The sequence below is a fragment of the Microbacterium sp. HJ5 genome, from assembly GCF_054824025.1.
Genome location: NZ_JSYE01000011.1, coordinates 134,235 through 159,454 on the forward strand (window position 1 = coordinate 134,235; position 25,220 = coordinate 159,454).

General features: G+C 71.2%; 24 protein-coding genes. 10 read left to right on the top strand and 14 right to left on the bottom strand.

The features are described from left to right. The first annotated feature begins 95 nt into the window (after nt 1-95). Both OB08_RS05345 and OB08_RS05350 read left to right on the top strand, forming a co-directional pair. Complete coding sequence (locus OB08_RS05345) at nt 96-542, top strand: Lrp/AsnC family transcriptional regulator (RefSeq protein WP_461472941.1); 447 nt, start codon at nt 96-98, stop codon at nt 540-542. Between the two features lie 161 nt (nt 543-703). Then, on the top strand, nt 704-1,660 hold the full coding sequence (locus OB08_RS05350; protein WP_461472887.1) for a diacylglycerol/lipid kinase family protein: 957 nt from the start codon (nt 704-706) through the stop codon (nt 1,658-1,660). A gap of 311 nt (nt 1,661-1,971) precedes the next feature. Here the strand turns inward: OB08_RS05350 and OB08_RS05355 are convergent, their stop codons facing one another. The 9 genes from OB08_RS05355 to OB08_RS05395 form a co-directional block, all read right to left on the bottom strand. Then, a complete protein-coding gene (locus OB08_RS05355) occupies nt 1,972-3,504 on the bottom strand; it encodes a CoA-acylating methylmalonate-semialdehyde dehydrogenase (RefSeq protein WP_461472889.1) in 1,533 nt (510 codons plus the stop codon). A 54-nt stretch (nt 3,505-3,558) separates the two neighbouring features. After that, a complete protein-coding gene (locus OB08_RS05360; protein WP_461472891.1) occupies nt 3,559-4,875 on the bottom strand; it encodes an aminotransferase class III-fold pyridoxal phosphate-dependent enzyme in 1,317 nt (438 codons plus the stop codon). Between the two features lie 156 nt (nt 4,876-5,031). Beyond that, entirely contained in the window at nt 5,032-6,186 is a 1,155-nt protein-coding gene (locus tag OB08_RS05365) for an ABC transporter substrate-binding protein (RefSeq protein ID WP_461472893.1), read from the bottom strand. Nucleotides 6,187-6,273: 87 nt separating this feature from the next. Then, complete coding sequence (locus OB08_RS05370) at nt 6,274-7,086, bottom strand: ABC transporter permease (RefSeq protein ID WP_461472895.1); 813 nt, start codon at nt 7,084-7,086, stop codon at nt 6,274-6,276. After that, nucleotides 7,083-7,922 (bottom strand): ABC transporter ATP-binding protein, encoded by an 840-nt coding sequence (locus OB08_RS05375; RefSeq protein WP_461472897.1) that lies wholly within the window; start codon nt 7,920-7,922, stop codon nt 7,083-7,085. The genes OB08_RS05370 and OB08_RS05375 overlap by 4 nt, the downstream gene beginning before the upstream one ends. Continuing rightward, nucleotides 7,922-8,878 (bottom strand): ABC transporter permease, encoded by a 957-nt coding sequence (locus tag OB08_RS05380; protein WP_461472899.1) that lies wholly within the window; start codon nt 8,876-8,878, stop codon nt 7,922-7,924. The genes OB08_RS05375 and OB08_RS05380 overlap by 1 nt, the downstream gene beginning before the upstream one ends. Beyond that, nucleotides 8,875-9,891: a TIGR03842 family LLM class F420-dependent oxidoreductase gene (locus OB08_RS05385; protein ID WP_461472901.1), complete on the bottom strand. Its 1,017-nt coding sequence runs from the start codon at nt 9,889-9,891 to the stop codon at nt 8,875-8,877. The genes OB08_RS05380 and OB08_RS05385 overlap by 4 nt, the downstream gene beginning before the upstream one ends. Nucleotides 9,892-9,928: 37 nt before the next feature. Continuing rightward, nucleotides 9,929-11,362: a dihydropyrimidinase gene (gene hydA, locus OB08_RS05390; RefSeq protein WP_461472903.1), complete on the bottom strand. Its 1,434-nt coding sequence runs from the start codon at nt 11,360-11,362 to the stop codon at nt 9,929-9,931. 115 nt (nt 11,363-11,477) lie between these two features. After that, a complete protein-coding gene (locus OB08_RS05395) occupies nt 11,478-12,326 on the bottom strand; it encodes a nitrilase-related carbon-nitrogen hydrolase (protein WP_461472905.1) in 849 nt (282 codons plus the stop codon). A 284-nt stretch (nt 12,327-12,610) separates the two neighbouring features. Here OB08_RS05395 and OB08_RS05400 point away from each other — a divergent pair, with 284 nt between their 5' ends. Together OB08_RS05400 and OB08_RS05405 are read left to right on the top strand one after the other, a co-directional pair. Continuing rightward, the gene (locus OB08_RS05400; RefSeq protein ID WP_461472907.1) at nt 12,611-13,792 is read left to right on the top strand and encodes a sensor histidine kinase; all 1,182 of its coding nucleotides are present in this window, start codon (nt 12,611-12,613) and stop codon (nt 13,790-13,792) included. Next, nucleotides 13,789-14,427 (top strand): response regulator, encoded by a 639-nt coding sequence (locus OB08_RS05405; protein ID WP_461472909.1) that lies wholly within the window; start codon nt 13,789-13,791, stop codon nt 14,425-14,427. Before OB08_RS05400 ends, OB08_RS05405 begins: the two co-directional genes overlap by 4 nt. Before the next feature lie 20 nt (nt 14,428-14,447). Here OB08_RS05405 and OB08_RS05410 read toward each other — a convergent pair whose 3' ends face one another. Further along, entirely contained in the window at nt 14,448-15,137 is a 690-nt protein-coding gene (locus tag OB08_RS05410; protein WP_461472911.1) for a hemerythrin domain-containing protein, read from the bottom strand. 139 nt (nt 15,138-15,276) lie between these two features. On the opposite strand from OB08_RS05410, the gene OB08_RS05415 reads away from it, so the two are divergent. Together OB08_RS05415 and OB08_RS05420 are read left to right on the top strand one after the other, a co-directional pair. Continuing rightward, complete coding sequence (locus tag OB08_RS05415; RefSeq protein WP_461472913.1) at nt 15,277-16,059, top strand: ABC transporter ATP-binding protein; 783 nt, start codon at nt 15,277-15,279, stop codon at nt 16,057-16,059. Nucleotides 16,060-16,091: 32 nt separating this feature from the next. Further along, complete coding sequence (locus OB08_RS05420; RefSeq protein WP_461472915.1) at nt 16,092-17,561, top strand: ABC transporter permease; 1,470 nt, start codon at nt 16,092-16,094, stop codon at nt 17,559-17,561. A gap of 167 nt (nt 17,562-17,728) precedes the next feature. On the opposite strand, the gene OB08_RS05425 is transcribed toward OB08_RS05420, so the two are convergent. After that, nucleotides 17,729-18,244 (bottom strand): hypothetical protein, encoded by a 516-nt coding sequence (locus OB08_RS05425; protein ID WP_461472917.1) that lies wholly within the window; start codon nt 18,242-18,244, stop codon nt 17,729-17,731. Between the two features lie 60 nt (nt 18,245-18,304). Here OB08_RS05425 and OB08_RS05430 point away from each other — a divergent pair, with 60 nt between their 5' ends. Continuing rightward, entirely contained in the window at nt 18,305-18,952 is a 648-nt protein-coding gene (locus OB08_RS05430) for a 2-phosphosulfolactate phosphatase (protein ID WP_461472919.1), read from the top strand. Between the two features lie 185 nt (nt 18,953-19,137). Here the strand turns inward: OB08_RS05430 and OB08_RS05435 are convergent, their stop codons facing one another. From OB08_RS05435 to OB08_RS05445, 3 genes are all read right to left on the bottom strand, one after another. After that, a complete protein-coding gene (locus OB08_RS05435) occupies nt 19,138-19,629 on the bottom strand; it encodes a SprT-like domain-containing protein (protein WP_461472920.1) in 492 nt (163 codons plus the stop codon). Between the two features lie 29 nt (nt 19,630-19,658). Next, on the bottom strand, nt 19,659-20,186 hold the full coding sequence (locus tag OB08_RS05440) for a hypothetical protein (RefSeq protein WP_461472921.1): 528 nt from the start codon (nt 20,184-20,186) through the stop codon (nt 19,659-19,661). 102 nt (nt 20,187-20,288) lie between these two features. Further along, nucleotides 20,289-21,152 carry a spermidine synthase gene (locus tag OB08_RS05445; protein ID WP_461472923.1) on the bottom strand — a complete coding sequence of 288 codons (864 nt, stop codon included), beginning with the start codon at nt 21,150-21,152 and terminating at the stop codon, nt 20,289-20,291. 241 nt (nt 21,153-21,393) lie between these two features. On the opposite strand from OB08_RS05445, the gene OB08_RS05450 reads away from it, so the two are divergent. The 3 genes from OB08_RS05450 (at nt 21,394) to OB08_RS05460 (ending at nt 25,151) form a co-directional block, all read left to right on the top strand. Next, nucleotides 21,394-23,061 (top strand): ABC transporter substrate-binding protein, encoded by a 1,668-nt coding sequence (locus OB08_RS05450; protein ID WP_461472925.1) that lies wholly within the window; start codon nt 21,394-21,396, stop codon nt 23,059-23,061. An 88-nt stretch (nt 23,062-23,149) separates the two neighbouring features. Beyond that, the gene (locus tag OB08_RS05455) at nt 23,150-24,154 is read left to right on the top strand and encodes an ABC transporter permease (RefSeq protein WP_461472927.1); all 1,005 of its coding nucleotides are present in this window, start codon (nt 23,150-23,152) and stop codon (nt 24,152-24,154) included. 34 nt (nt 24,155-24,188) lie between these two features. After that, nucleotides 24,189-25,151: an ABC transporter permease gene (locus tag OB08_RS05460; protein ID WP_461472929.1), complete on the top strand. Its 963-nt coding sequence runs from the start codon at nt 24,189-24,191 to the stop codon at nt 25,149-25,151. Nucleotides 25,152-25,220: the final 69 nt, after the last annotated feature.

Consider the following 25,220-nt stretch of genomic DNA (forward strand, 5'->3'; position numbering starts at 1 on the left):
CTCGCTGTCCACAGGAACACTTCCTGTCTCGCGTGACTGTGCTTGGTAGTGTCATGGGCATGGCCCTGCCAGACCAGACCCCGGCTCCCGGGCGCGTGGACGACCCGATCGACGCGACCATCGTGCGCGAGGTGTCGCTCAATGCGCGTGCGACGCTCGCGGAGCTGTCGTCGGCGACCGGCCTGTCGGTGTCGGCCGTCCAGGCGCGGCTGCGCCGGCTCGAGGCCCGCGACGTGATCACCGGCTACCGCGCCGTCGTCGACGCCGAGGCGGTCGGCAAGCCGCTTTCGGCGTTCATCGAGATCACGCCGCTCGACCCCGCCCAGCCCGACAACGCGCCGGAGCTCCTCGAGCACCTCAGCGAGATCGAGGCCTGCCACTCCATCGCCGGCGACGCGAGCTACATCCTCTTCGTGCGTGTGACGTCGCCGCGGCACCTCGAGACGCTGATCCGCGACATCCGCCTCGCCGCCTCGGTGAACACCCGCACGACGGTGGTGCTGCAGACCTTCTACGAGAACCGGCCGATCCTCCCGGCGTGATGCTCGCCTGAGGCGCCGTTCGACGGGCCGGGCACCGAGATGCGTGCCAGATTCAGGCGACACGCCGAGCAGGGACGCCGCGACGCGCGTCCGCGGCGTCTCCTGAATCAGTGCCGCCGACCGCGGGGCTGGGGAGCCCGCGCGCGGGTACGCTCGCTCACGTGGAGGGGACCGACGACGACACGCGCGCCCGCGGGCGCGGGGTGTTCATCGTGCGCAACGCCCGGTCGGGCACGGCCGTGATCCGCAGCGACCCTGCGGCGACGTTCGCCGAGCGTCTGCCCGAGGCGGTCGTGCATGAGCTCGCTGAGGATGAGGTCTTCGACGACGTGGTCGCGAAGGCGATGGAATCGGATGCCCCACCCGCCGTGCTCGGCGTGTACGGCGGCGACGGGTCGGTGTCGCGCATGGCCGGGCTCGCGCGCCGCTACGACAGGCCGCTGCTCGCAATGCCGGGCGGGACCTTCAACCACTTCGTACGGGCGCTCGGGCTCACCGACGTCGTCACCGCGATCGACGCCTTCGCGGCCGATACGACGGTCGCGGTGGGCGTGGTCGAGGCGCGCGCCGACGACGACGAGCCGCTCACGGTGCTCAACGTGGTGTCGGTCGGCGCCTATCCCGAGCTGATCGAGCAGCGCGAGCGACGCAGCAGCCTGGGCAAATGGCTCGGCGGGGTCGCCGCGACGTGGACGGCCCTGCGCCGCACCGAGCCGCTCACCGTCGTGCTCGACGGCCGCCGGGCCCGCGTGTGGTCGGTGTTCGTCAGCGCCGGACGCAACGACCCCGACCGCGTCGCGACGATGCAGCGGCAGGAGGCGGACGCCTCCGAGCTCGACGTGCGCATCCACCACGCGCGCGGGTCGCGGGTGCGTGCGCTCGCCGCACTGTCGTTCGGCAAGAAGACCTCGGCCGTGCTGCGGGCGGTGCGCCTGTTCCCGCGGGATGCCGACGTCGAGCGCCGGGTCGTGCGGGAACTCGACCTCCGCGTCACACCGGCGCCCGGGCATCCGTCGGTCTTCGTCCACGACGGGGAGCTCGTCGAGCGCGCACCGGAGGGCTTCCGGCTGCGGTGCGTCGTGGTGCCGGACGCACTGCGCGTGTACGCGCCGTCATGAGCGGGAGCCCCTGAGTCGAGCCCTCGACGCAGAGCCCCCGACGGCGAGGCCCCGGGTCGAGTCGCCCCGGGTCAAGCCCCCGGCCTCTAGCCACGCCCCGACGCCGAGCCTCCTCAGCGCCACGCCACCGATGGCATGTCCCACTTTCGGCCTCTAGGTGCAGCGGGAGCGGCGGAAGGTGGGACACGAAGGCCGGGAAGTGGGACATCGCGGCGGCCTCGCCGGCCCGGGAGGCCGAAGTCGGCCGACGACGGGCCCGGAAACGACGGATGCCGCGGCCCACGCGGGGTCGCGGCATCCGAGGTCACTGCTCAGTCGTGCTGCGGGAAGCCCAGGTTCAGGCCGCCGTGCGACGGGTCGAGCCAGCGCGAGGTGATCGCCTTCTCGGCCGTGAAGAACTCGAACCCGTGCGGGCCGTAGGCCTTCGCGTCGCCGAAGAGCGAGGCCTTCCAGCCGCCAAACGAGTGGTAGGCGACCGGCACCGGGATCGGCACGTTGATGCCGATCATGCCGACCTGCACCTCGCGCTGGAAGCGCCGGGCGGCGCCACCGTCGTTCGTGAAGATGGCCGTGCCGTTGCCGTAGAGGCTCGAGTTGATGATGCCGAGGCCGTCCTCGTAGCCCTCGACGCGGACGACCGAGAGCACCGGGCCGAAGATCTCGTCCGTGTACACGGACGACGAGGTGGGCACCTTGTCGATCAGCGTGGGGCCGAGCCAGAAGCCGTTCTCGTCTCCGTCGATCTCGGCGTCGCGTCCGTCGACGACGACCGAGGCGCCGTCGGCACCGGCCACGTCGATGTACGAGGTGACCTTGTCGCGGTGCTGGCCGGTGATGAGCGGGCCCATGTCGCAGCCCTTCATGCCGTCGCCGGTGCGCAGCGTCGCCATGCGCTCGGACACCTTCTGCACGAACTCGTCGGCGATCGTGTCGACGGCGAGGACGACCGAGATGGCCATGCACCGCTCGCCCGCTGAGCCGAAGCCGGCGTTGACGGCCGCGTCGGCGGCGAGGTCGAGGTCGGCGTCGGGGAGGACCAGCATGTGGTTCTTCGCGCCGCCGAGCGCCTGCACGCGCTTGCCGTGACCGGTCGCGGTCTCGTACACGTACTTCGCGATCGGGGTCGAGCCGACGAACGAGATCGCGCGCACGTCGGGGTGCTCCAGGAGGGCGTCGACTGCCTCCTTGTCACCGTGGACGACGTTGAGCACGCCGTCGGGGAGGCCCGCCTCCTTCAGGAGCGCGGCGAGCCAGTTGGCTGCGGTGGGGTCCTTCTCGGAGGGCTTCAGGATCACGGCGTTGCCGGCGGCGAGCGCGATCGAGAAGAACCACAGCGGCACCATCGCCGGGAAGTTGAACGGGCTGATGATGCCCACGACGCCGAGCGGCTGACGCAGCGTGTAGACGTCGATGCCGGTCGAGACGTTCTCGGAGTACGCGCCCTTGGTGAGGTGGCCGAGGCCGCACGCGAACTCGACGACCTCCATTCCGCGCGCGATCTCACCCAGCGCGTCGGAGAGCACCTTGCCGTGCTCGCGCGTGAGGATCTCGGCGAGTTCGTCCTTGCGGGCGTTCAGCAGCTCGCGGAAGGCGAAGAGCACCGTCTGGCGCTTGGCGATCGAGGCGTCGCGCCACTGCGCCCACGCCTCCGACGCCACGTCCACGGCGGAACCGACATCGGCCTTCGACGCGAAGCGCACGTTCTTCTGCACCGTGCCGAACGCGGGGTTGTAGACCTGCCCGGTCCGCTCGGATCCGCCCGCCCAGGCGGCGCCGCCGACCCAGTGCTCGAGGGTCGTCGTGGCGGACTGCTCGGTCCGCTCCAGGGTGGTCGTGTCGGTCATCGTGGGTTCCTGCCCTTCATTGGGAAGCCCTCCTCGTGAGAGGACGCGCACGCGTCAAGAGAGGTCCTCTTCGACGCTCGTCAGAGCTTCATCGTAAATCGCCATGGCCTGTGCCACTTCGTCGTCGGTGACCACGCAAGGCGGCACCACGTGGATCCGGTTGTCGGCCGCGAAGGGCATGAGGCCCCGCGCGGAGAGCTCCTTCTTGAGCTTTCCGATCACGTCGGCGCCCACCGGCTCGCGGGTGTCGCGGTCGGCGACGAGCTCGATCGCCCAGAAGACGCCCTCGCCCCGCACCTCGCCGATGAGGCGGTGCTTCTCGGCGAGGCCGGTCAGGCCGGGGCCGATCGCGTCGGCGCCGATGCGGCGGGCGTTGTCGACGATGCCCTCCGACTCCATCGCGTCGATCGAGGCGACGATGGATGCCGCGGCCAGCGGGTGCCCGGAGTACGTGAGCCCGCCCGGGAAGACCCGCTCGTCGAAGGTGGCCGAGATGGCGTCGGAGATGATGACACCGCCCACCGGCACGTAGCCGGAGTTGACACCCTTCGCGAAGGTGATGAGGTCGGGTACGACGTCGTAGCCCTCGAAAGCGAACCAGCGGCCGGTTCGGCCGAAGCCCGCCATGACCTCGTCGAGGATGAGCATGATCCCGTACCGGTCGCACAGTGCGCGCACGCCCGCGAGGTAGCCCGGCGGCGGGATGAGGATGCCGGCAGTGCCAGGCACCGACTCCAGCACGATCGCCGCGATCGTCGCGGGGCCCTCGGACTGGATGACGCGCTCGAGGTGGTGCAGGGCGCGCGCCGACTCCTCTTCGGGCGTCGTCGCCCAGAACTCGCTGCGGTAGAGGTACGGGCCGAAGAAGTGGGCGTGACCGCGGGCGTACTGGTTCGGCATCCGTCGCCAATCGCCCGTCGCGACGATCGCGGCGCCCGTGTTGCCGTGGTACGAGCGGTAGGTCGAGAGCACCGTGTCGCGGCCGGTGTGGAGCCGGGCCATGCGGATCGCGTTCTCGTTGGCGTCGGCGCCGCCGTTGGTGAAGAAGACCTTCGCGAAGCCGCTGGGCGCCTTGTCGAGGATGCGCTGCGCCGCACGCCCGCGCACGAGGTTCGCCGTCGCGGGTCCGATGGTCGCGAGCTCGGCCGCCTGCCGCTGGATCGCCTCCACGACGGCCGGATGCTGGTGCCCGATGTTCACGTTGACGAGCTGGCTGGCGAAGTCGAGCATCCGGTTGCCGGCGTGGTCCCACACGACCGTCCCCGAGCCGCCGGCGATCACCGGCAGGTCGAGCCCGCCCTGGGCCGACCACGAGTGGAACACGTGCGCGCGGTCGAGCGTCTTGGCCTCGCGATCGAGATCTTCGGTCATGGCGCGTCCTCCGGTACGGCGTGGAATCCCCTCCGGCTACGCTCGTCGCTCGCCGGTCGAGGGTCAAGAGACAACACGGGTCGCCCCGGCGGCGGGGCGGACGGAACGTCCGGAGGGCGGGGACGACGGCCCCCGCCCTCCGGACGACCGGTGCGGCTAGTTGCCGCCTTCCTGCAGTTCGACCTCGATGGGCGTGAACGAGTCGCCGCTCAGGTCGATCCCCTCCGCCTCGAGCTCGTCCAGCGCGCGCTGGATGTACTCGTTCGACCACGCGCTCGCGGGCGGCTCCTCGGTGATAAGGTGCGCCCCGGTCTCGTTGACGGCCGACAGGGCGCCGTCGACGGTCTGCTGCCACGCGGCCTCGTCGATGATGCCGATGCCGTCCGGCGACGGCCAGATGAGCTTGTTGATCTCGTTCATCATCCACAGCTCGTGGCTGGGACCCCATGCCGAGCCGTTCGCGAGGGTGATGGCGGCGGCCTCGTCCGGATTGTCGCGCGCGAACACCCAGCCCTTGACCACGGCCTTGAGGAAGGCCACCGCGGTGTCGGCGTACTCCTCGTCGCTCTCGAGACGGGCGGTGTCGGCCCAGATCGCGTCCTGCAGCATCGCGCCGACGGTGTCCTGGTAGCTGATGACGTTGAAGTCCTCCGGCTGGTACAGCTCGCCGGTGTCGGGGTTCACCGTCTCGAGCAGTTGCGCGTACTCGTTGTAGGTCATCGCCTGGGCCGCGTCGATGTCGCCCTGCAGGAAGGCGTTCATGTTGAAGTCCTGCGTGATGATCTGCACGGTCGTCGAGTCGAGGCCCTCCGCCGCCATGGCCGCGAAGATCTCCCACTCGTTGCCGAAGCCCCACGAGCCGATGGTCTTGCCCTCGAAGTCGTCGACCGAGTCGATTCCCGAGTCGGCCCACGACACCTGCAGGGTGCCGGACCGCTGGAAGATCTGCGCGATGTCGGTGAGGTTCGCGCCGGCCTCGATCGACCCGAGCACCTTCGGCACCCACGCGATCGCGAAGTCGACGTCGCCGTTGGCGAGGGCGTCCTGCGGGACGATGTCGCCGCCGGACGGGATGATCTCGACGTCCAGGCCCTCCTCTTCGAAGTAGCCCTGGTCGATGGCCGCGAAGTACCCGGCGAACTGCGCCTGGGGGAGCCACTGGAGCTGGAGCTTGACCGGGGTCAGCTCGCCCGGGTCGGCCCCGCCGCTCTCCGACGGGGCGTCACCGCCGCCGGAGCATCCGGCGAGCAGAAGCGCGGCCGACAGGGCGAACGCGCCTGTCGCGAGCGCGCGACGTGTGCTGTGTCTCATGTCGTTCCTTTCCGTCCCCTCACGGGGATTCGCTGCGGTGGTGCATGGCCGGCCTCGCGGGGCGAGGACGTCGTGCGAGGGGCCGCGTCATCGCGTGCCCCCGGTCGGGATGCGGCGGAGCACGAGCCATTCGAGGAACGCCGTCGCGAGGTAGAAGACGAGACCGAGTGCGATCGCCGCCGCGACGTACGCCCACGCGCGGGCGTAGGCGCTCGTGGCGGCAGAGGTCGCGATGAAGGTGCCGAGACCGCCGCGCGGTCCGCCGAAGTACTCCGCGACGAGGGCGGAGATCACGGCGAGCGAGCTCGCGATCCGGATGCCGGTCATGAGGTAGGGCACGGCGGTGGGCAGCGTCACCAGGCGGAACGTCTGACCGCCCGACGCGGCGTAGACGTGCATGAGGTCGCGGTGCACCGGACGCGTCTGGCGGAGGCCGCGGAGCGTGTTGACGAAAACGGGCACGAACGCCGCGAGGGCCGCGATCGCCTGGCGGCCGAACTGGCTGTCGGCGCCGAACATCGAGTTCAGAACGGGTGCGAGAGCCACGATGGGCACGACGGCGAGCGAGGCGACGATGGGTGCCGACATCCCGTCGACCGCGCGCCAGCGCGCGGCCAGGGCGGCGAGGGCGATCGCGAGCAGCGTGCCCACGACGAGGCCGATCAGCGCGTTCGTGCCGGTGACGAGGGTGGCCTGCACGATCGCGGGCCAGAACTCCACGAGCTGCTGGAGGATCGCCTCGGGGCTCGGCAGCAGGTAGTCCGAGACGCCGACGACCGTCACCAGGAACTGCCACAGTGCCAGGCCCAGCAGCCCGACGGCGATCGGGGCGATCACGCGCAGGCGGCGCTCGGCGGCGGGACTCCATCCCGCGCGCTGCGCCCGCTCGGCCGTCGTCATCGCTCCTCGGCTCCCCTCGGCGCCGTCGCCGGCGCTCCGTGCAGCGCTTCGCGCACCGCGGTCACTTTGGCGAAGAACGCCGGCGTCTCGCGCAGCGACTCGTCGCGCGCGACCTCCGTGCCGAAGCCCGTCTCGATGACGTGCGTGATGCGTCCGGGCCGCGGCGACATGACGACCACCCGGTCCGAGAGGAACACCGCCTCGGGGATCGAGTGCGTCACGAACACCACCGCCGCTCCGGTCTCGGCGGCGATGCGCGAGAGCTCGGCCTGCATGCGCTCGCGCGTCATCTCATCCAGCGCACCGAACGGTTCGTCCATGAGGAGCAGGCGGGGCCGCTCGGCGAGCGCCCGGGCGATGGCGACACGCTGCTGCATGCCGCCCGAGAGCTGGTCCGGATGCCGGTCGGCGAAGTCCGACAGCCCGACGAGGTCCGCGAGCGCCGCGACCCGCGTGCGACGCTCGGCGGCGCCGACGCCGTGCAGCTCGAGCGGCAGCGCGATGTTCGCGGCGACCGTCCGCCAGGGCAGGAGGCCCGCCTGCTGGAACGCGATGCCGTAGTCCTGGTCGCGCCGGGCGCGGTGCGCGGGCTTGCCGAACACCTCGACCGTGCCCGACGTCGCCGAGTCGAGGTCGGCGATGAGGCGGAGCAGCGTCGACTTGCCGCACCCCGAGGGGCCGATGAGCGACACGAACTCGCCCTCGCCCACCGAGAGGTCGATGGCCTCCAGCGCGGTGACGTCGCCCGCCTTCGAAGGGAACACCTTCGAGGCATCCGTCACCCGCACCGCGGCGGTGCGCGTCGCGGCCCCCGTGCTCGTCGCCGTGTCGGTCATCAGGCCGCCTCTCCTCGTCGGTAGTCCTTCAGGAACACTCCGAGCAGCGCCACCGAGCCGGCGGCGACCAGTCCGAGCACGATCGCTCCGAAGATCGGTCCCCATGCCTTGGCCGGGTCGCCCGACGCCTGCCCCGCGAACTGGATCAGCAGTCGGCCGATGCCCCCCTGCAGACCGGTCGAGACCTCGGCGACGACGGCGCCGATGACGGCGTTGGCGGCTCCGAGGCGGAGCGCGGGCAGGAGATACGGGACGGATGCCGGCAGCCGCAGCTTCACGAGCGTGGGCCAGTAGCCCGCCGCGTAGGTGTGCATGAGCTCGGTGTGGATGCGATCGGGCGACTGCAGCCCGCGCAGCGCACCGACGGCGATGGGGAAGAACGCGAGGTACGACGCGATGAGCGCGACCGACATCCAGTCCTGCCACTCCCAGTCGCCGATTTCGATGCGCGAGCCCCAGCTCTTGACGATCGGGGCGAACGCGATGAGCGGCACCGTCTGGCTGAGGATGATCCAGGGCAGCAGCCCCCACTCGGCCAGGCGCCACCGCTGCATGAGCAGGGCGAACGCGAAGCCCACGATCATGCCCACGACCCAGCCGACCGCCGCGATGCCGAGCGTGGTGAGCGCACCGAGCGCGATCACGCCCCACAGCGGCGGCGAGCCCTCCTGCCGCGTGACCGGCTCGAACAGGCGGCCGGCCATGACCCACACGTGCGGCATCGCGAGGTCGGTGGTGCGCGGCAGGATCCGCAGGCCCGCGACGACGACCCCGTCCTCGGGCGCCAGCAGCTTGTACAGCTCCCACACGATGACGACGAGCGAGACCCCGACGATCCCCCACAGCCACGCGAGGCCCGACCGCCGCGCGCGCGGGCGCGATGCCCGGGCGGGGTGCGCGGGGTCGCCCGGTGTCGCCGGCGCCGCGGCCGCGTGAGCCGGGGGAGCGGAGGTCATGCCTTGGCCGTCACATGGGCGGAGAGCGCCGGGATCACGGTCTCGCCGTAGACCCGCATCGTCTCCTCCTTGTTGTCGTGCTGGAGGTAGCCGGCGAACTGGGTGACGCCGAGCGCGCGCAGCTGCTCGAGCTTGGCGATGTGCTCCTCGGCGGTGCCCAGGATGCAGAAGCGCTCCACGATCTCGTCCGGCACGAAGTCGACGTGGTCGTTGTCGGCCTTGCCGTGGGTGTTGTAGTCGTAGCCTTGGCGCCCGGCGATGTACTCGGTGAGGGCGTCCGGCACGGCGCCGTGCTCGCCGTACTTGGCGACGATGTCGGCGACGTGGTTGCCGACCATCCCGCCGAACCACCGGCACTGGTCGCGCATGTGCTGCCGGTCCTCGCCGATGTACATCGGGGCGGCGACGCAGAACGAGATGGCGTCGGGGTCGCGGCCCGCGGCGGCCGCGGCATCCCTCACCGTCTTGATCATCCACGCGGCGATGTCGACGTCCGCGAGCTGCAGGATGAAGCCGTCGCCGACCTCGCCCGTGAGCTTGAGCGCCAGCGGGCCGTACGCGGCGACCCACACCTCGAGCTCCGACCCGCGGCTCCACGGGAACTGCAGCGTCGCGCCCTTGTACTCCACCGGCCGGGAGTTGCCGAGCTCGCGGATCACGTGGATGGACTCGCGCAACTCGGCCATCGACACCGGCTTGCCGTTGGTCACGCGCACCGCGGAGTCGCCGCGGCCGATGCCGCAGATCGTGCGGTTGCCGTACAGCTCGTTGAGGGTGGCGAAGACGGATGCCGTCACCGTCCAGTCCCGCGTGGCGGGGTTCGTCACGAACGGCCCCACGGTGACGCGCTTCGTGGCGTTGAGGATCGCCGAGTGGATGACGTACGGCTCCTGCCACAGCAGGTGCGAATCGAACGTCCACACGTGGCTGAAGCCGTGCGCCTCGGCGAGCTGCGCGAGCTGCACGGTGCGCGCGGCGGGCGGGTTGGTCTGGAGGACGACTCCGAAGTCCATGATCTCGATACGCTCCGCTACTCGATCGCCGGTGGGCTCAGATGAGGTACTGCGACAGGCCGCGCTTGAGGAACCGGCCGTCGCCCTTGGCGCCGAGGTAGGCGTCGTCGTCGACGATCACCTTGCCCCGCGAGATCACGGTGTCGACGTGGCCGTCGATCTCGAATCCCTCCCACGCCGAGTGGTCCATGTTCATGTGGTGGGATGCCGCCGAGATCGTGGTGTGCCCGTTCGGGTCGTACACCACGACGTCGCCGTCGGCGCCCGGCTGGATCACGCCCTTCCGGCCGTACAGGCCGAACATCCGCGCCGGCGTGGTCGAGGTGAGCTCGACCCAGCGCTCGAGGGTGATCTTGCCCGTCACGACGCCCTGGTACATCAGGTCCATGCGGTGCTCGACCGAGCCGATGCCGTTCGGGATCGCCCGGAAGTCGTCGGTGCCGAGCTCCTTCTGGCCCTTCATGCAGAACGGGCAGTGGTCGGTCGAGACCATCTGGATGTCGTTGGTGCGCAGCGCCTGCCACATGTGGTGCTGATGGCCCTCCTGCTTCGAGCGCAGCGGCGTCGAGCACACCCACTTCGCGCCCTCGAACTGCCCCCACTCCTCGCTGAACGCGCCGAGCTGCTCCTCGAGCGACAGGTACAGGTACTGCGGGCAGGTCTCGCCGAAGACGTTCCAGCCCTGGTCGCGCGCCCAGGCGATCTGCTCGACCGCCTGCTTGGCGCTCACGTGGACGGTGTACAGCGGGGCGCCGGTGAGGTTGGCGAGCATGATCGCGCGGTGGGTCGCCTCCTCCTCCATCTGCCACGCCCGCGCGATGCCGTGGTAGTACGGCGCCTTCTTGCCGGCCTCGGCGAGCTGGGCGGCGAGCACGTCGATCGCGGGGCCGTTCTCGGCGTGCATCATCGTGAGCAGCCCGGTCTCGGCCGAGACCTGCATGGCCCTCAGCACCTGCGCGTCGTCCGAGTAGAAGACGCCGGGGTACGCCATGAAGAGCTTGAAGCTCGAGACGCCCTCGTCGAGCAGCCCGCGCATCGCCGACAGCGAGTCCTCGTCGACGCCGCCGACGATCTGGTGGAAGCCGTAGTCGATGGCGCAGTTGCCTCGGGCCTTCTCGTGCCAGGCGGCGAGGCCGTCCTGGACCCGCTCGCCGTACCGCTGCACGGCGAAGTCGATGATCGACGTGGTGCCGCCCCACGCCGCCGCGCGCGTGCCGGTCTCGAACGTGTCCGAGGCGTTGGTGCCGCCGAAGGGCAGCTCCATGTGGGTGTGCGCGTCGATGCCGCCCGGGATCACGTACTTGCCGGTCGCGTCGACGACCGTGTCGACGGAGGCCGCCAGGTCGGTGCCGAGCAGCTGCGAGCCCGGCGCGAGCACGGCGGCGATCGTCTCGCCGTCGATGAGCACGTCGGCCTCGCCGCGCCCGGTCGCCGAGACGACGGTGCCGCCCTTGATGAGTGTGGTTGTCATTGCTGCGTCCCTCTCCGGATCTCGACCGCTGCTGTTTCCTGCGAGCGCTGCGTCGGGCGCCGGCGCCGTCGCAGGAAACTGCAGCGCTCGCGCATCGACATGGTCCGCATAGCCGTCACGGCCGGGCGATCTTCGTGTAGGAGTCGGGCCGGCGGTCGCGGTAGAACTGCCAGTCGTCTCGCATCTCGCGCACCATCTCGAGGTCGAGGTCGCGCACGAGCAGCTCCTCGTCGGTGCCCGATCCGCGCTCGCCGACGAAGTTGCCCCGTGGGTCGATCACCTGGCTGGTGCCGTAGAAGTCCACCGCGAGGTCGCCGTACTCGTTGTCCTCGCGGCCCACGCGGTTGGGCTGCAGCACGAAGTACCCGTTGGCGACCGCGGCGGCCGGCCCCTCGACCTCCCACAGGCGGTTGGACAGCCCGGGCTTGGTCGCGTTCGGGTTGAAGACGATGTGCGCGTCATTGAGGCCCAGCTCGCGCCATCCCTCGGGGAAGTGGCGGTCGTAGCAGATGTACATGCCGACCCGTCCGACGGCGGTCTCGAAGACCGGATAGCCGAGGTTGCCGGGACGGAAGTAGAACTTCTCCCAGAAGCGGTCGAGGTGCGGCAGATGGTGCTTGCGGTACTTGCCGAGGACCGTGCCGTCGGCGTCGACGAGCACCGACGTGTTGTAATACACCCCCGTCTCGGCCTCCTCGTAGATCGGGAGCACCGTGACGAGGCCCAGCTCCTTGGCGAGCGCGGCGAACCGCTGCACGATCGGGCCGTCCGCCTGCTCGGCGAACCGGTAGTACTTCTTGTCCTGCGTGATGCCGAAGTACGGGCCGTAGAAGAGCTCCTGGAAGCACACGACCTGGGCGCCCTGAGCCGCGGCATCCCGCGCGAACCCTTCGTGCTTGTCGAGCATCGACTCCTTGTCGCCCGTCCAGGTGGTCTGCGAGATGGCCGCGCGTACCGTCGTCATGTTGTCTCCGTCCGTGCTCGTTCGAGGTCCCTCGGGCTGGGACCGACGGGATGCGACCAGAAGAGCTGCCCCGCTCCCCGATCCTGTCGAGTCGACGTTTCCCGTCGGTTTCGGCCTGTGACGCGACAGTAAAGCCTCGCTCGCGCGCCCGCAATGGTCGGTTCAGCAGACCTTAGGAATCACGCGGGCTTCCGCGGCGGATACATCCGGCGACGGATGCCGCGGCCCCTCGCTTACATCCGGGGACGGATGCCGCGGCATCCGATCTCCCGTACCGTGAAACGGTGTTCCGCAGCTTGAAGCCCTACCAGATCGTCGTCGACGTCGTGGTGGCCGGCTTCTTCGCGGTGATGGCGCTGTTCGTCGAGATCCAGCTCGCGCAGGGCACTCCGGACTTCTCGCTCGCACTGCTGTCGGCGGTGCTCGTGACGGTGCTTCTGTCCGCCGCTCTCGCCGTGCGCCGCCTCTCACCGGCTCTGGCCCTCGCGCTCGCGTGGGGCGGTGCCGTGGTGCAGATGTCGTTCGGCCGGCCGCCGAGCCCGGTCGACCTCGCCATCTTCGCGGTGCTCTACGCCACGGCGGCCTACGGCACGCAGCTCGTGTTCTGGCTGGGCTTCGCCTCGTCGTTCCTCGGTGCTCTCGTCATCACCGTGTACCTCGTCGTCGGGCCGTACTTCGGATCGGGCGGCGTCACGTGGTCGACGATCCCGATCGCCCTTGCGGTGCTCGTCGCCGCGGGCTTCGCGCTCCTGCTCGCCTGGACGGTGGGGGCGCTCGTGCGCACCGCGATCCGCGCCCGCGAGAACCGGAGTGCACAGGTCCGCGCCGAGTCGGACGCGATCGCCGAGCAGGAGCGGGTGCGCATCGCCCGCGACATGCACGACGTCGTCGCGCATTCGCTGGCGGTCGTGATCGCGCAGGCCGACGGCGCACGATACGCCGCGGGGCCCGACCCCGCCGTCGCGACGGCGGCGCTGGGAACAATCTCGACCACGGCGCGCAGCGCGCTCGCCGACGTGCGGCTGCTGCTCACGCAGCTGCGGCACAGCCAGGCGGACGGCCCGCAGCCGACGCTCGCCGACCTCGAGTCGCTCTACGCGCAGGTGCGGGCAGCGGGCGTCGACCTGCGCGTCGACGTCGATCCGACGCCCGCCGAGGACCCGCCCGCCGGAGCTCAGCTCGCCGTCTACCGGATCCTGCAGGAGGCGCTCACCAACGCGCTGCGCCACGGCGACGGAGGGGTCGTCGATGTGCGCCTGGCGTGGCATCCGTCCCGCGTCGACCTGGAGGTGGTCAACCCCGCACGCGCGCTCGCCGCGCCGTCGGCCCCCGCGTCGGCCGGGCCCGGCCACGGCATCATCGGCATGCGCGAGCGCGCGCAGCTCGCGGGCGGAAGCCTCGACGCCGTCATCGACGGCGGACGATTCGTCGTGCGAGCGGCGCTGCCGATCGGGGTGGCGGCATGATCCGCGTGGCGCTGGTCGACGACCAGGCGCTCTTCCGGGCGGGCATCCGCATGCTCGTCGACTCGCAGCCCGACCTCGAGGTCGTCGCGGAGGCGTCGGACGGGCGCGAGGCGCTCGACATCGTGCGATCGACGAGCCCCGATGTGGTGCTCATGGACATCCGGATGCCGGTCATGGACGGCCTGGCGGCGACGGCGGAGCTGCTCGCCGACCCCCACCCTCCGCGCATCGTGATGCTGACGACCTTCGACCTCGACGAGGCCGCGGCGCGTGCGATCCGCCAGGGCGCGAGCGGCTTCCTGCTGAAGGACGCCGACCCCGAGTTCCTGCTCGCCGCGATCCGCACGGTCCACGGCGGGTCGGCCGTGATCGCGGCATCCGCCACTCGTGAGCTGTTCGCGCACGTCGGTGGCGCGGCCACGCGCCCGGTGCCCGACGAGTTCGCGCAGCTGACCGAGCGGGAGCGCGAGATCTTCGCGCTCGCCGCGCGGGGGCTCTCCAACGCCGAGATCGCCGCGCGCGAGTTCCTCAGCGAGGCGACGGTGAAGACCCACATCAGCCGGATCCTCACGAAGCTCGGGCTGCGCGACCGCGTACAGCTGGTCGTCTTCGCGTTCGACCACGGGCTGGCGTAGCCGGCAGCGCCGAACCCGGGTCAGCGCCCTTCGAGCGCGGCGCGATGGGCCGCGTACGTGCGCTTGCCGATCAGCCGCCAAGCCAGGCGCCCCGGCGCGGGCATGTGCTTGCGGAGCCACTCGTCTCCGCCGTCGGGCTGCGACGCGAGGATCTCGCCCAGCTGCTGCCACATCTGCCCCTTGGGCACGGACTTGCGGCCGTGCTCGGCGAACCACTCGGCCTCGGCCTCGGTGATCGTGCGCTCCATCACCGGCACGATGTTGGCCTCCTCGTCGGGCAGGTGCACGGCGAGTGCGCCGTTGACGCCGTCGAGCGCGGCGAGCACGGCCGCGGCATCCGAGCCGCTCGCCGACCGGCGCCATGCGGGAAGCGCGCCGTCCAGCTCGATCAGGTGGGCGAGCATCTCGGCGTGCTGGGCCTTCATCCGCTCGACGTGCGCGGCGCACGAGGGGGCGCGCTCGTCGAGTGCGGGCCACAGCCGCTCGTCCTCCGCGCCGTGATGCGCGTGGAGCCCGACCGACAGCGTCTCGAGCTGTGTCGCCACGGCCTCGGCGTGCTGTGTGTCGCCGTCGGACACCCGTCGCACCAGATCGGGCCCCTCGCCGAACCCCCGCCGGAACATCCGGTGGATCTCGATCATGCCGCTCGCGTCGCACGTCTTCGGACCGGAGGGCAGGTCGCCGCTCGGCGGCAGGGGCGTGGCGGGCATCGGGTCTCCTCGTCGTCGTGGGCCTGCCGCGACCCTAGACCCGTCATCCGACGACGCGGAAGAGATCATCCCGCAGATGTACGCGGATGCCTCGCCCGGCCGACGCGCGCGCACCGCCGCGGTTCGTAGCGTCGATGCCATGGAGATCACATCGACCGACCTGGGCCTCGCCGCGCGGGTCCAGCAGCTCACGAAGACCTACGGCGCCGGCGAGAGCACGGTGCGCGCGCTCGACGGCGTCTCGGTGGGCATCCGCCGCGGCGAGTTCACCGCGATCATGGGTCCGTCGGGCTCGGGCAAGTCCACCCTCATGCACATCATGGCGGGACTGGATGCCCCGACCGCCGGCCGCGCGTGGATCGGCGACACCGACATCACGGGCCTCTCCGACCTGGAGCTGACCATCCTGCGCCGCCGCCGCGTCGGGTTCGTCTTCCAGGCGTTCAACCTCGTGCCGACGCTGGACGCGATCGGCAACATCATGCTCCCGTTCGACCTCGACGGCCGGCGCCCCACGGCGCTCGAGAAGGCACGCATCGACGGCCTCGTCGACACGCTCGGCCTCACGCCGCGGCTCCGCCACCGGCCGCACGAGCTCTCGGGCGGTCAGCAGCAGCGCGTCGCCATCGCCCGCGCGCTCGCGACGGCGCCCGACCTGGTGTTCGCCGACGAGCCGACCGGCAACCTGGACTCCCGCAGCGGGCGCGAGGTGCTGAGGCTTCTGGCAGCCGCGAGCCGCGACCACGGCCAGTCGATCGCGATGGTCACGCACGACCCCGTCGCCGCCAGCCACGCCGACCGCGTGCTGTTCCTCGGCGACGGCCGCATCGTCGCCGACAAGCCGCGTCAGAGCGCCGAAGAGATCTCGGCCTACATGCTCGCGACCGAGCTCGGCGCGGGCGAGCCGGCGGTGGCGTCGTGACCGCTGCGACCGCGTCATCGACAGGCGAGCGGATGCCTCGCCCCGCAGGCCCGGAGTCCGGGGCCGCCCCTGCCGCATCCCCGCGCGCAGCTCGCCTCTCGTGGCTGCGCGAGCGCGGCATGGGCGCGAGCATCCTCGTCGCCGCCATCTCGAGCGCCTTCGGGGCCGTGCTGCTCACCGCGACCGGCTACATCGCCGCGATCATGCGCGCCGACCCCTACATCGGCCAGAGCGGGATCCTCGCCGTGGTCCTCATGGTGATGACCGTGATCCTCGTGGGCGTCGCCGTCTACGTCGCCGCGATCGTCACCGCCAACACCTTCTCGACGGTCGTCGCCGGGCGCACCCGGCGCATCGCGCTCCTGCGGCTGATCGGCGCCTCGGCCATGTCGCAGCGCGCGGAGGTCGCCCGGCAGGGCCTCGTCGTCGGGGTCGTCGGCGCGCTCGCCGGACTCATCGCAGGCATCGCCGTGTCGGCCGCGGGCATCGCGCTCGCCGAGACGCTGCTCGGCGTCGACGACGTCGGCTACGGCGTGCTCCAGCCCGTTCTCGTGATCCCCGCCGTGATCGTCGCGCTCACCACGTGGGTCGCCGCGTGGGTCGGATCGCGACGCGTGCTGACCGTCACGCCGCTGCAGGCGCTCGGCGGGTCGGTCGAGGCATCCCACGACTCGTATGCGAGCCGCAGAGGACGCAACGGCGGTGCGATCGGCCTCTTCGCCGCGGGAGCCGCGCTGCTGACGGGAGGAATCCTGCTCGGACTGGTGACGCCGCTCGGCGTGGTGGTCGCGTTCTTCGGCGGCATCCTGTCGTTCACCGGCCTGGTGCTCGGCTCGACGATGATCATGCCGCCGGTCCTCCGGCTCGTGGGCCGCCTCTTCGGCAGCTCTGCGACGGCCCGCCTCGCCGCCGAGAACGCTCTGCGCTATCCCGAGCGATCGAGCCGCATGGCGATCGGCGTCGTGATCGGCGTGACGCTCGTCACGATGTTCGCCGTCGCACTCGAGACGGTGAAGTCGGTCGTCACCGCGTCGGGCGGGGGCGAGATCGACACCGAGTTCAACGCGGTGCTCGACACGTTCGCCGGCATCATGATGGGCCTCGTCGCAGTCTCGGCCGTGATCGCCGCGGTCGGGCTCGTGAACCTCCTCACGATCGGCGTGGTGCAGCGCCGCCGCGAGCTCGGGCTGCTGCGGTCCCTGGGCGTCTCGACCGGGCAGGTGCGCAGGATGGTCCTCCTCGAGGCCGCGCACATCACGATCGCCGCGGTCGTCACGGGCCTGGTGCTCGGCACCGCCTACGGATGGGCCGGCGCGCAGTCGCTGCTCGGGTCGGTTGCCATGCCGCCTGCCTGGACGTCGCCCACCCTCGTCGTGCCCGCGGTGCCGTGGGGCCCGGTCGCGCTCATCGTGGTCGCGACGGCCGTCCTGACCCTCGTCGCCGCCGTCGTGCCCACGCGGCTCGCGACGCGGGTGGCCCCGATCGAGGCTCTCGCCGACTGATCCGGGGTCGTCGGGCGGATGCCGCGGCCCGGCTTCGGTCGCGGCATCCGCTCACCTTCGCCCTTCTGCCGTCGAGTTGCCGGTTGCGGCGACCTCGGCGCGCTCGGACCCCGCCGCAACCGGCAACTCGGCACCGTGACCGGTCCGGGCGGCCGGCCGGGCGGGGATCAGATCGACGGGTCGGAGTCGACCGCGAGGTCGTGCGCCCACGTGGGCGCCAGGGCGCGGATGCGCGCGCCGCGCCACTGCCACGCGCTCCACAGCACGGGCCAGAGGATCGGGGCGGTCGGCCCGCCGATCACCAGCCGGTCGCGCCACAGTGTTTTCGACGCATCGCCCGGGGCGGGGGACACAGCCATCTGGTGGTCCCACACGTCGAGGCTCGACAGCGGACCGGTGAGCGGGATGCCGCTGTCGCGGAAGATCCGCACCTTCCCCGCAGGCTCGTCGACCTCGCGCTCGCTCACGTGGATGAGCTGCTGTCCTGCGGGCACCTTGCCGAGGGCGGCGAGCTGCACCGGCACGTCGTCGCCGGGCGACCACGACGTCGGCAGCCCGCCGGGCACCATCGGCTCGAGGTCGAGGAGCGGACCGTAGAGCTCGGCCACCGCGCGGGGCGAGTGGACGGCCCGCCACGCGGCATCCGCGTCGCAGTCGATCACGAGCTTCAACAGGATGCGCATGCTCCAGTTTCGCACCAGGGCGCCGTTCGTCGGCCGGCCGCGCCGCCGTACCCTGGACGGATGCCCGGCTCGCAGCATCCGTTCGACCAGTCCGCGTACCAGGTCCGCCTCGAGTGGGGGACCGACGGTCTCGCCCGGCTCGCCCCGAGCGACGTCGTGGTGGTCGTCGACGTGCTGCGGTTCTCATCGACCGTGGTCCAGGCGGTCGAGAAGGGCGAGACGGTGGCGATGGATGCCGCGGCCCGCGCCGTGTCGATCAACGGCGCCGCGGTTGCCGACGCCGCCGCATCCACGGCAGGCACCGTTCTGCTCGGCGGGCTGCGCAACGCCGCCGCCGTCGCCCGCGCGGTGATGGATCTTCAGCACCGGCGCGGTGAACGCACCAGCATCGCGGTCATCGCGTGCGGCGAGCTCGTCTCGCGCGATGCCGGTGCACCGCTGCGGTTCGCCGTCGAGGACCTCCTCGGCGCCGGGGCCGTCATCGACGCCCTCGCCGAGCTCGGCATCGACCACTCGTCACCGGACGCCGCCGTCGCCGGCGAGGGCTTCCGGTCGCTGCGGGGTGCCGTGCGACACCTGCTGACGGCGAGCGGCTCCGGTCGCGAGCTCGAGGCTGCCGGCCGCCGCGACGAGGTGCTCGCCGCCGCGGCCGTGGACGCGGCATCCGTCGTCCCCGTCCTTCGCGACGGCGCCTTCACCGCGTACTGACCCGCGCCCGCCCTGCGGCGGACCGTAACTCCGCCTGCGTCGGCTCGCGGGCGGTGGGTGCCCGCGCGGTTCGGGCTGCCGCGGCAGGCAAGCCGGAATCCAGGCGGAGTTACGGACCGGGCGAGTGAACCTGGTGGGTCCGCGGCCCCCCGCCCGGCGAGGCCCTGCGGCGCGGCGGGCCCCGGTCAGTCGCGCGGCGTCATCGCCGCGAGGCGCGTCGCGGGGGTGATCTCGCGACGGGTCCACGTGAAGGCGAAGCGGTCGTCGAAGCGCGGAGCGCACTTGGCGCACGAGGTCGGCCGCGTCGCCCGGCGGTGCCGGTAGGCCACGTGGCCCGAGGGGCACACGCCCACCCACGGCGCGAGGTCGGTCGCCGTCTCGCCGTGATGGGTCGTGCCGCCGACGTAGCCGAGCTCGCGGGCTGTCGCCTTCCACTTCGGCCCATGGCCGGCGGCCGGCCCGGCGAGGGCGTGGGCGACCTCGTGCAGGAGGGTCTGGTGGTTGGTGTCGTCGTCGTGACGCGCGGCCAGGTAGCGCGAGACGCTGATGCGCCGGCTCGTGTAGTCGCACAGCCCGGCCCGGCGCTTGGCGTTGTCGAACCCGAACGTCCAGCTGTCGTCGAGGTGGGCGGCGATGAGCGCCTCAGCCCAGTGGCGCACGCGGTTCAGGTCCGACATGGAGGGAGACTAGGCGAGGCCTGCGACAGTCAGCTGGCGACGGATGCCGCGGCCCGGCGCCGATCGGCGGCGTCGATGGCGAGCAGCGTCGACTCGAGCTGGTCGTCGGCGGCCCCGGACTCCTGCCGGAGGAAGAGCGCCCGCTTGAAGTCGCGCCGCGCCGAGTCGAAGTCGCCGGCCTCGTAGTGGGTCTTGCCGCGGTGCTGGTAGGCGAAGGCGGCGATGCCGGACCAGCCCTGGCCCTCGGCCTCTTCGGCGCAGGTTGTGAGCTCCTGGTCGGCGGCCGCGTAGGCACCGCGGGTCTGCAGCACCGACGCGTGCAGGATGCGCGCGCGCAGGAGGTCCTTGCGGGTGCCGGCCATGCGGGCCACGCGCACCGACTGCTCGGAAACGATGAGCGCGTCTTCGCTGCGGTCGAGCACCTTCAGCAGCCAGACCCGCTCCAGCAGCGCCGGAAGACTGCGCTGCTCGCCGATCTCGTCGAGCCGCTCCTTGCACTGGCGGGGGTCGACCCGCTCGCGGAGGGTGTCGGGGTCGTACCCGCGGATGTAGCTCACAGCGACTCCCTTCGCGCAGCGATCGGTGGCTCCATCCAGTGTGCCCGGGCCGGGGCCGATCGCCGCGCGTGGCACGCCGGGACGCGGCATCCCGCCTCGCTCTCAGCGCTCGAAGAGCGATGCCGAGGGCTTCGGCGACGCGGTCGCGTCGGCATCCGTGGCGACGCTCGCGCCGCGTGCGAACTCGACCACCTCGGCGCCCTGCGCGACCTTGGCGGGGTGCGGGCCCGCAGTCATGAGCCGCGGCAGCCACTGCGTGGGCAGGGGGGCGCGGGATGCCGCGATCACGAGGTTCCCGAACCGCCGGCCCTTCAGGGTCTGCACCTCCGCGAGGACGATGACGTGCTCGAGGACGGCGGCGATCGTGGCGACCTGGCGCCGTGCGAAGGCGAGGCCCGACCCGTCCGACACGTTGACGAGGAGCACGCCGTCGGGGGCGAGGAAGCGCGCGGCCTCGGTGTAGAACTCGACCGTCGTGAGGTGGGCGGGCGTCTGTGCACCCGAGTACACGTCCGACACCACGAGGTCGGCTGCTCCGACGAGCCCGGCGGGGAGCCGCGCCAGTCCCTCTCGTGCGTCGCCGATGCGCACGCGGATCTGGGCGCCGCGGGGGAGCGGGAGGCTTTCGCGCACGAGGTCCCACAGCGCGGGCTCGAGCTCGATGACCTGCTGCCGCGAGCCCGGCCGCGTCGCCTGCACGTAGCGCGGGATGGTCAGGGCGCCGGCGCCGAGGTGGATCGCGGTGAGCGGCTGGCCGGGCATGCGGAGCCGGTCGATCACGGCCCCCATGCGCGCGACGTACTCGAAGTGCAGGTGCGTCGGGTCGTCGAGGTCGACGTGGGACTGCGGGGTGCCGTCGACGTCGAGCTCCCAGCCGCCGCCGAATGCGGACGGGACGACCCGGGCGAGGGTGCCGTCGGTCAGGCGCGCAGAAGGAGCGGATGCCTCGTTCCCGCCGCGTGCCATGCCCTCACGTTAGCCCGCCGTAGGTGCGATGACGCTTCTGCGCGGCGGACCGGCCTGTGGATGGGCAGAACGATCAGTGCGCGGCATCGGATACCGTCGAAACACAATCGAGACACAGGTGTAATCGTCGATGCGCGCCGCTTCGGTTAGCGTCGATTCATCACACCCCCTGAGGGCTTCGCGCACCTCGCTCCACGATGACGTGCAGCGGCGCCCACACGATATGGAAGGTGCACAGCACATGCTCCACACTTCGAAGAGGCGCCTGCTCGCCGGTGCCGCGGCGGTCGCCGTCGGCGCCGTCGTGCTCACGGCCTGCGCCAGCGAGCGCGGCGGTGGCGACGAGACGGGCGAGGCGAGCGACGTCGACTCGACGTTCGTCTTCGCCGCATCGAACGACCCCGCAGGTCTCGACCCGGCCTTCGCGAGCGACGGCGAGACGTTCCGCGTCTCGCGTCAGATCTTCGAGGGCCTCGTGGGCGTCGAGCCGGGCACGGCCGATCCCGCCCCGCTGCTGGCCGAGAGCTGGGAGCAGTCCGACGACGGCCTGTCGTACACGTTCACCCTCAAGGAGGGCGTGACGTTCCACGACGGCACCGAGTTCAACGCCGAGGCCGTCTGCGCGAACTTCGACCGCTGGTACAACTGGACGGGCCTTGCCCAGTCCGAGAGCCTTTCGTACTACTACGGCTCGCTCTTCAAGGGCTTCGCCGACTCGCCCGACACCGCCGTGTACGAGTCCTGCACGGCCGACGACGCGACGCACGCGACCGTCACGCTGACGCAGCCCTTCGCGGGCTTCATCGCCGCACTGTCGCTGCCGGCGTTCTCGATGCAGAGCCCGACGGCCCTCGCCGAGTACGACGCCGACGCGGTGGGCGGCACCGAGGAGTCCCCGACCCTCAGCGAGTACGCCAACGCGCACCCGACCGGCACCGGCCCGTTCGTCTTCGACGAGTGGGCGCCGGGCGAGCAGGTCACGCTGTCGGCCTACCCCGACTACTGGGGTGACCAGGGCCAGGTGCAGGAGATCATCTTCCGCACGATCGGCGACCCGACCGCACGCCGCCAGGCGCTCGAGGCCGGCGACATCGACGGCTACGACCTGGTCGCGCCGGCCGACACCGCCGCGCTCGAGGACGCGGGCTTCAACGTCATGCAGCGCGACCCGTTCACGATCCTCTACCTCGGCATGAACCAGGCCGTTCCGGAGCTCGCGAACCCCAAGGTGCGCGAGGCGATCGCCCACGCGATCGACAAGGAGGCGCTCGTCACGCAGGTGCTCCCCGAGGGCACCGAGGTCGCGTCGCAGTTCATCCCGCCGGTGGTCACCGGCTGGAACGAGGACGTCACCACGTACGAGTACGACCCCGAGCTCGCCAAGGAGCTGCTCGCCGAGGCGGGCTACCCCGACGGACTCACGCTCATGTTCAACTACCCGACGAACGTGTCGCGTCCGTACATGCCCAACCCCGAGCAGATCTTCACCAACCTGGCTTCGCAGCTCGAGGCGGTCGGCATCACGGTCACCCCGACGGGCAACGAGTGGAACCCGGCGTACCTCGACCGCATCCAGGGCGGCTCGGACCACGGTCTGCACCTCCTCGGGTGGACGGGTGACTACAACGACACCGACAACTTCGTGGGCGTGTTCTTCGGACAGGCCTCGAACGAGTGGGGCTTCGACAACCCCGAGCTGTTCGACGCCCTCACGGCGGCGCGCGCCACGGCCGACGTCGAGGAGCAGACGGCGCAGTACATGGCCATCAACGAGATGATCGCGGAGTTCAACCCCGGCATCCCGCTGGCCCACCCGGCACCGTCGCTGGCGTTCGACCCGCGGGTCGAGACGTACCCCGCCAGCCCGGTGAACGACGAGGTGTTCAACCAGATCGTCCTCACCGAGTGATGAACTGACGGATGCCGCGGGCCGGGCCCCTCGCCCGCCCGCGGCATCCGCGTTCCTCTCCCGTCACGACCTCTCGGAGTCTTCTGCAGTGCTGCGCGTCATCGGCAAACGAGTCCTCTATCTGATCCCCACGCTCTTCGGCTTGTCGATCCTGCTCTTCATCTGGGTGCGCTCGCTCCCCGGCGGTCCCGCGGTCGCGATCCTGGGCGAGAAGGCGACGCCCGAGGCGATCGAGCGCATCAACGAGCTCTACGGGTTCGATCGGCCGCTGATCGAGCAGTACTTCACCTGGATCGGATCCCTCCTGCAGGGCAACTTCGGAGCGTCGATCATGACGAGCCGGCTCGTCCTGGAGGAGTTCGCCCTCCGGTTCCCCGCGACCCTCGAGCTCGCCATCGCCGCGCTCCTGTTCGCCGTGGGGTTCGGCATCCCGCTCGGCTACTGGGCCGCGCGCAGGCACGGCAAGGCCGCCGACCACTTCGCCGTCACCGCCAGCCTCATCGGCATCACGATCCCGGTCTTCTTCCTGGCCTTCATCCTGAAGTACGTCTTCGCGGTCCAGCTCGGCTGGCTCCCCTCCGACGGACGCCAGAACCCCCGCATCGACGCGACGCACCCCACAGGGTTCTACGTCCTCGACGGCATCCTCACGGGTGAGTTCGACGCCGCGTGGGACGCGATCCTGCACCTCATCCTCCCGGCGATCGCGCTCGGCACGATCCCGCTCGCGATCATCGTCCGCATCACGCGGGCCTCGGTGCTCGAGGTGCAGAACGCCGACTACGTCCGCACGGGGCGGGCCAAAGGCATCTCGCAGGGAACGATCCGCAACCGGTTCATCCTGCGCAACGCCATGCTCCCCGTGGTCACCACGGTCGGCCTGCAGGCGGGTCTCCTCATCTCGGGCGCGGTCCTCACCGAGAAGGTCTTCGCCTATCCCGGCGTCGGGCAGTTCATGGCCGACGCGATCTTCGAGCGGGACTACGCCGTCCTGCAGGGATTCATCATCTTCATCGCCATCGGCTACGCGTTCATCAACCTCGCCGTCGACGTGTCGTACAGCTTCATCGATCCGAGAGTGAGGGTCTCATGATCGTGCTCACCGCATCCTCGACAGGAGGTGCCTCATGACCTCCGCCATGCTGCCCCCCGCTCCGTCCGGCGGTCCGGTCGACGACACCGCCATCACCGACGGCGAGCTGCTCGCCGCGCGGACGGCCGGAGGCGGGTTCTGGCGCGATGTCTGGCGCCGCCTGCTCCGCAACCCCTCGGCCTGGGTCGGCGGGATCATCGTCGGCATCTTCGTGCTCATCGCGCTCCTCGCGCCGTGGCTCGCGCCGTACCCGCCGAACGCGCTGCCCGGCCAGGCGTACATCACGCCCACCCACATCCCCGGTCCCGGAGAGCTCGAGCAGTTCCCGCTCGGACTCGACCGCTTCGGCGGCGACGTGCTCTCGAAGCTGATCTGGGGCGCGCAGGCATCGCTCATCATCGGCGTCGTCTCGACCGCGTTCGGCCTCATCGGCGGCATGCTGATCGGTCTCGTCGCGGGCATGTTCGGCGGCCAGGTCGACAACATCCTGATGCGCTTCGTCGACATCCTGCTCTCGGTTCCGAGCCTCCTCCTCGCGGTCTCGATCGCGGCGCTGCTCGGGCAGACCCCCTTCTCGGTGATGATCGCCATCGGTGTCTCGCAGGTCCCGGTCTTCGCGCGCCTGCTGCGCTCGTCGATGCTCCAGCAGCGCAGCGCCGACTACGTGCTGTCGGCGCAGACTCTCGGGCTCGGGCGCGGCACGATCACGATGAGCCACGTGCTGCCCAACGCCGTCGGCCCGGTCATCGTGCAGGGAACCCTGAGCCTCGCGACGGCCGTCATCGACGCCGCCGCGCTGTCGTACCTCGGCCTCGGCGGCGGCCGCCCCGAGACGGCGGAGTGGGGACGCATGCTCACTTACGCGCAGGCGGAACTCGCGATCGCCCCGTGGCTCGCCTTCCTGCCGGGCATCTGCATCATGATCACCGCGCTCGGCTTCACGCTCCTCGGCGAGGCCCTGCGCGAGGCGATGGACCCGCGCACCCGCGCGCGCTGAGCTCGAACGACCACGGCCCCCGGATCGCGAGGCGATTCCGGGGGCCGTGTGCGCTGCCGTGCGGCTGTA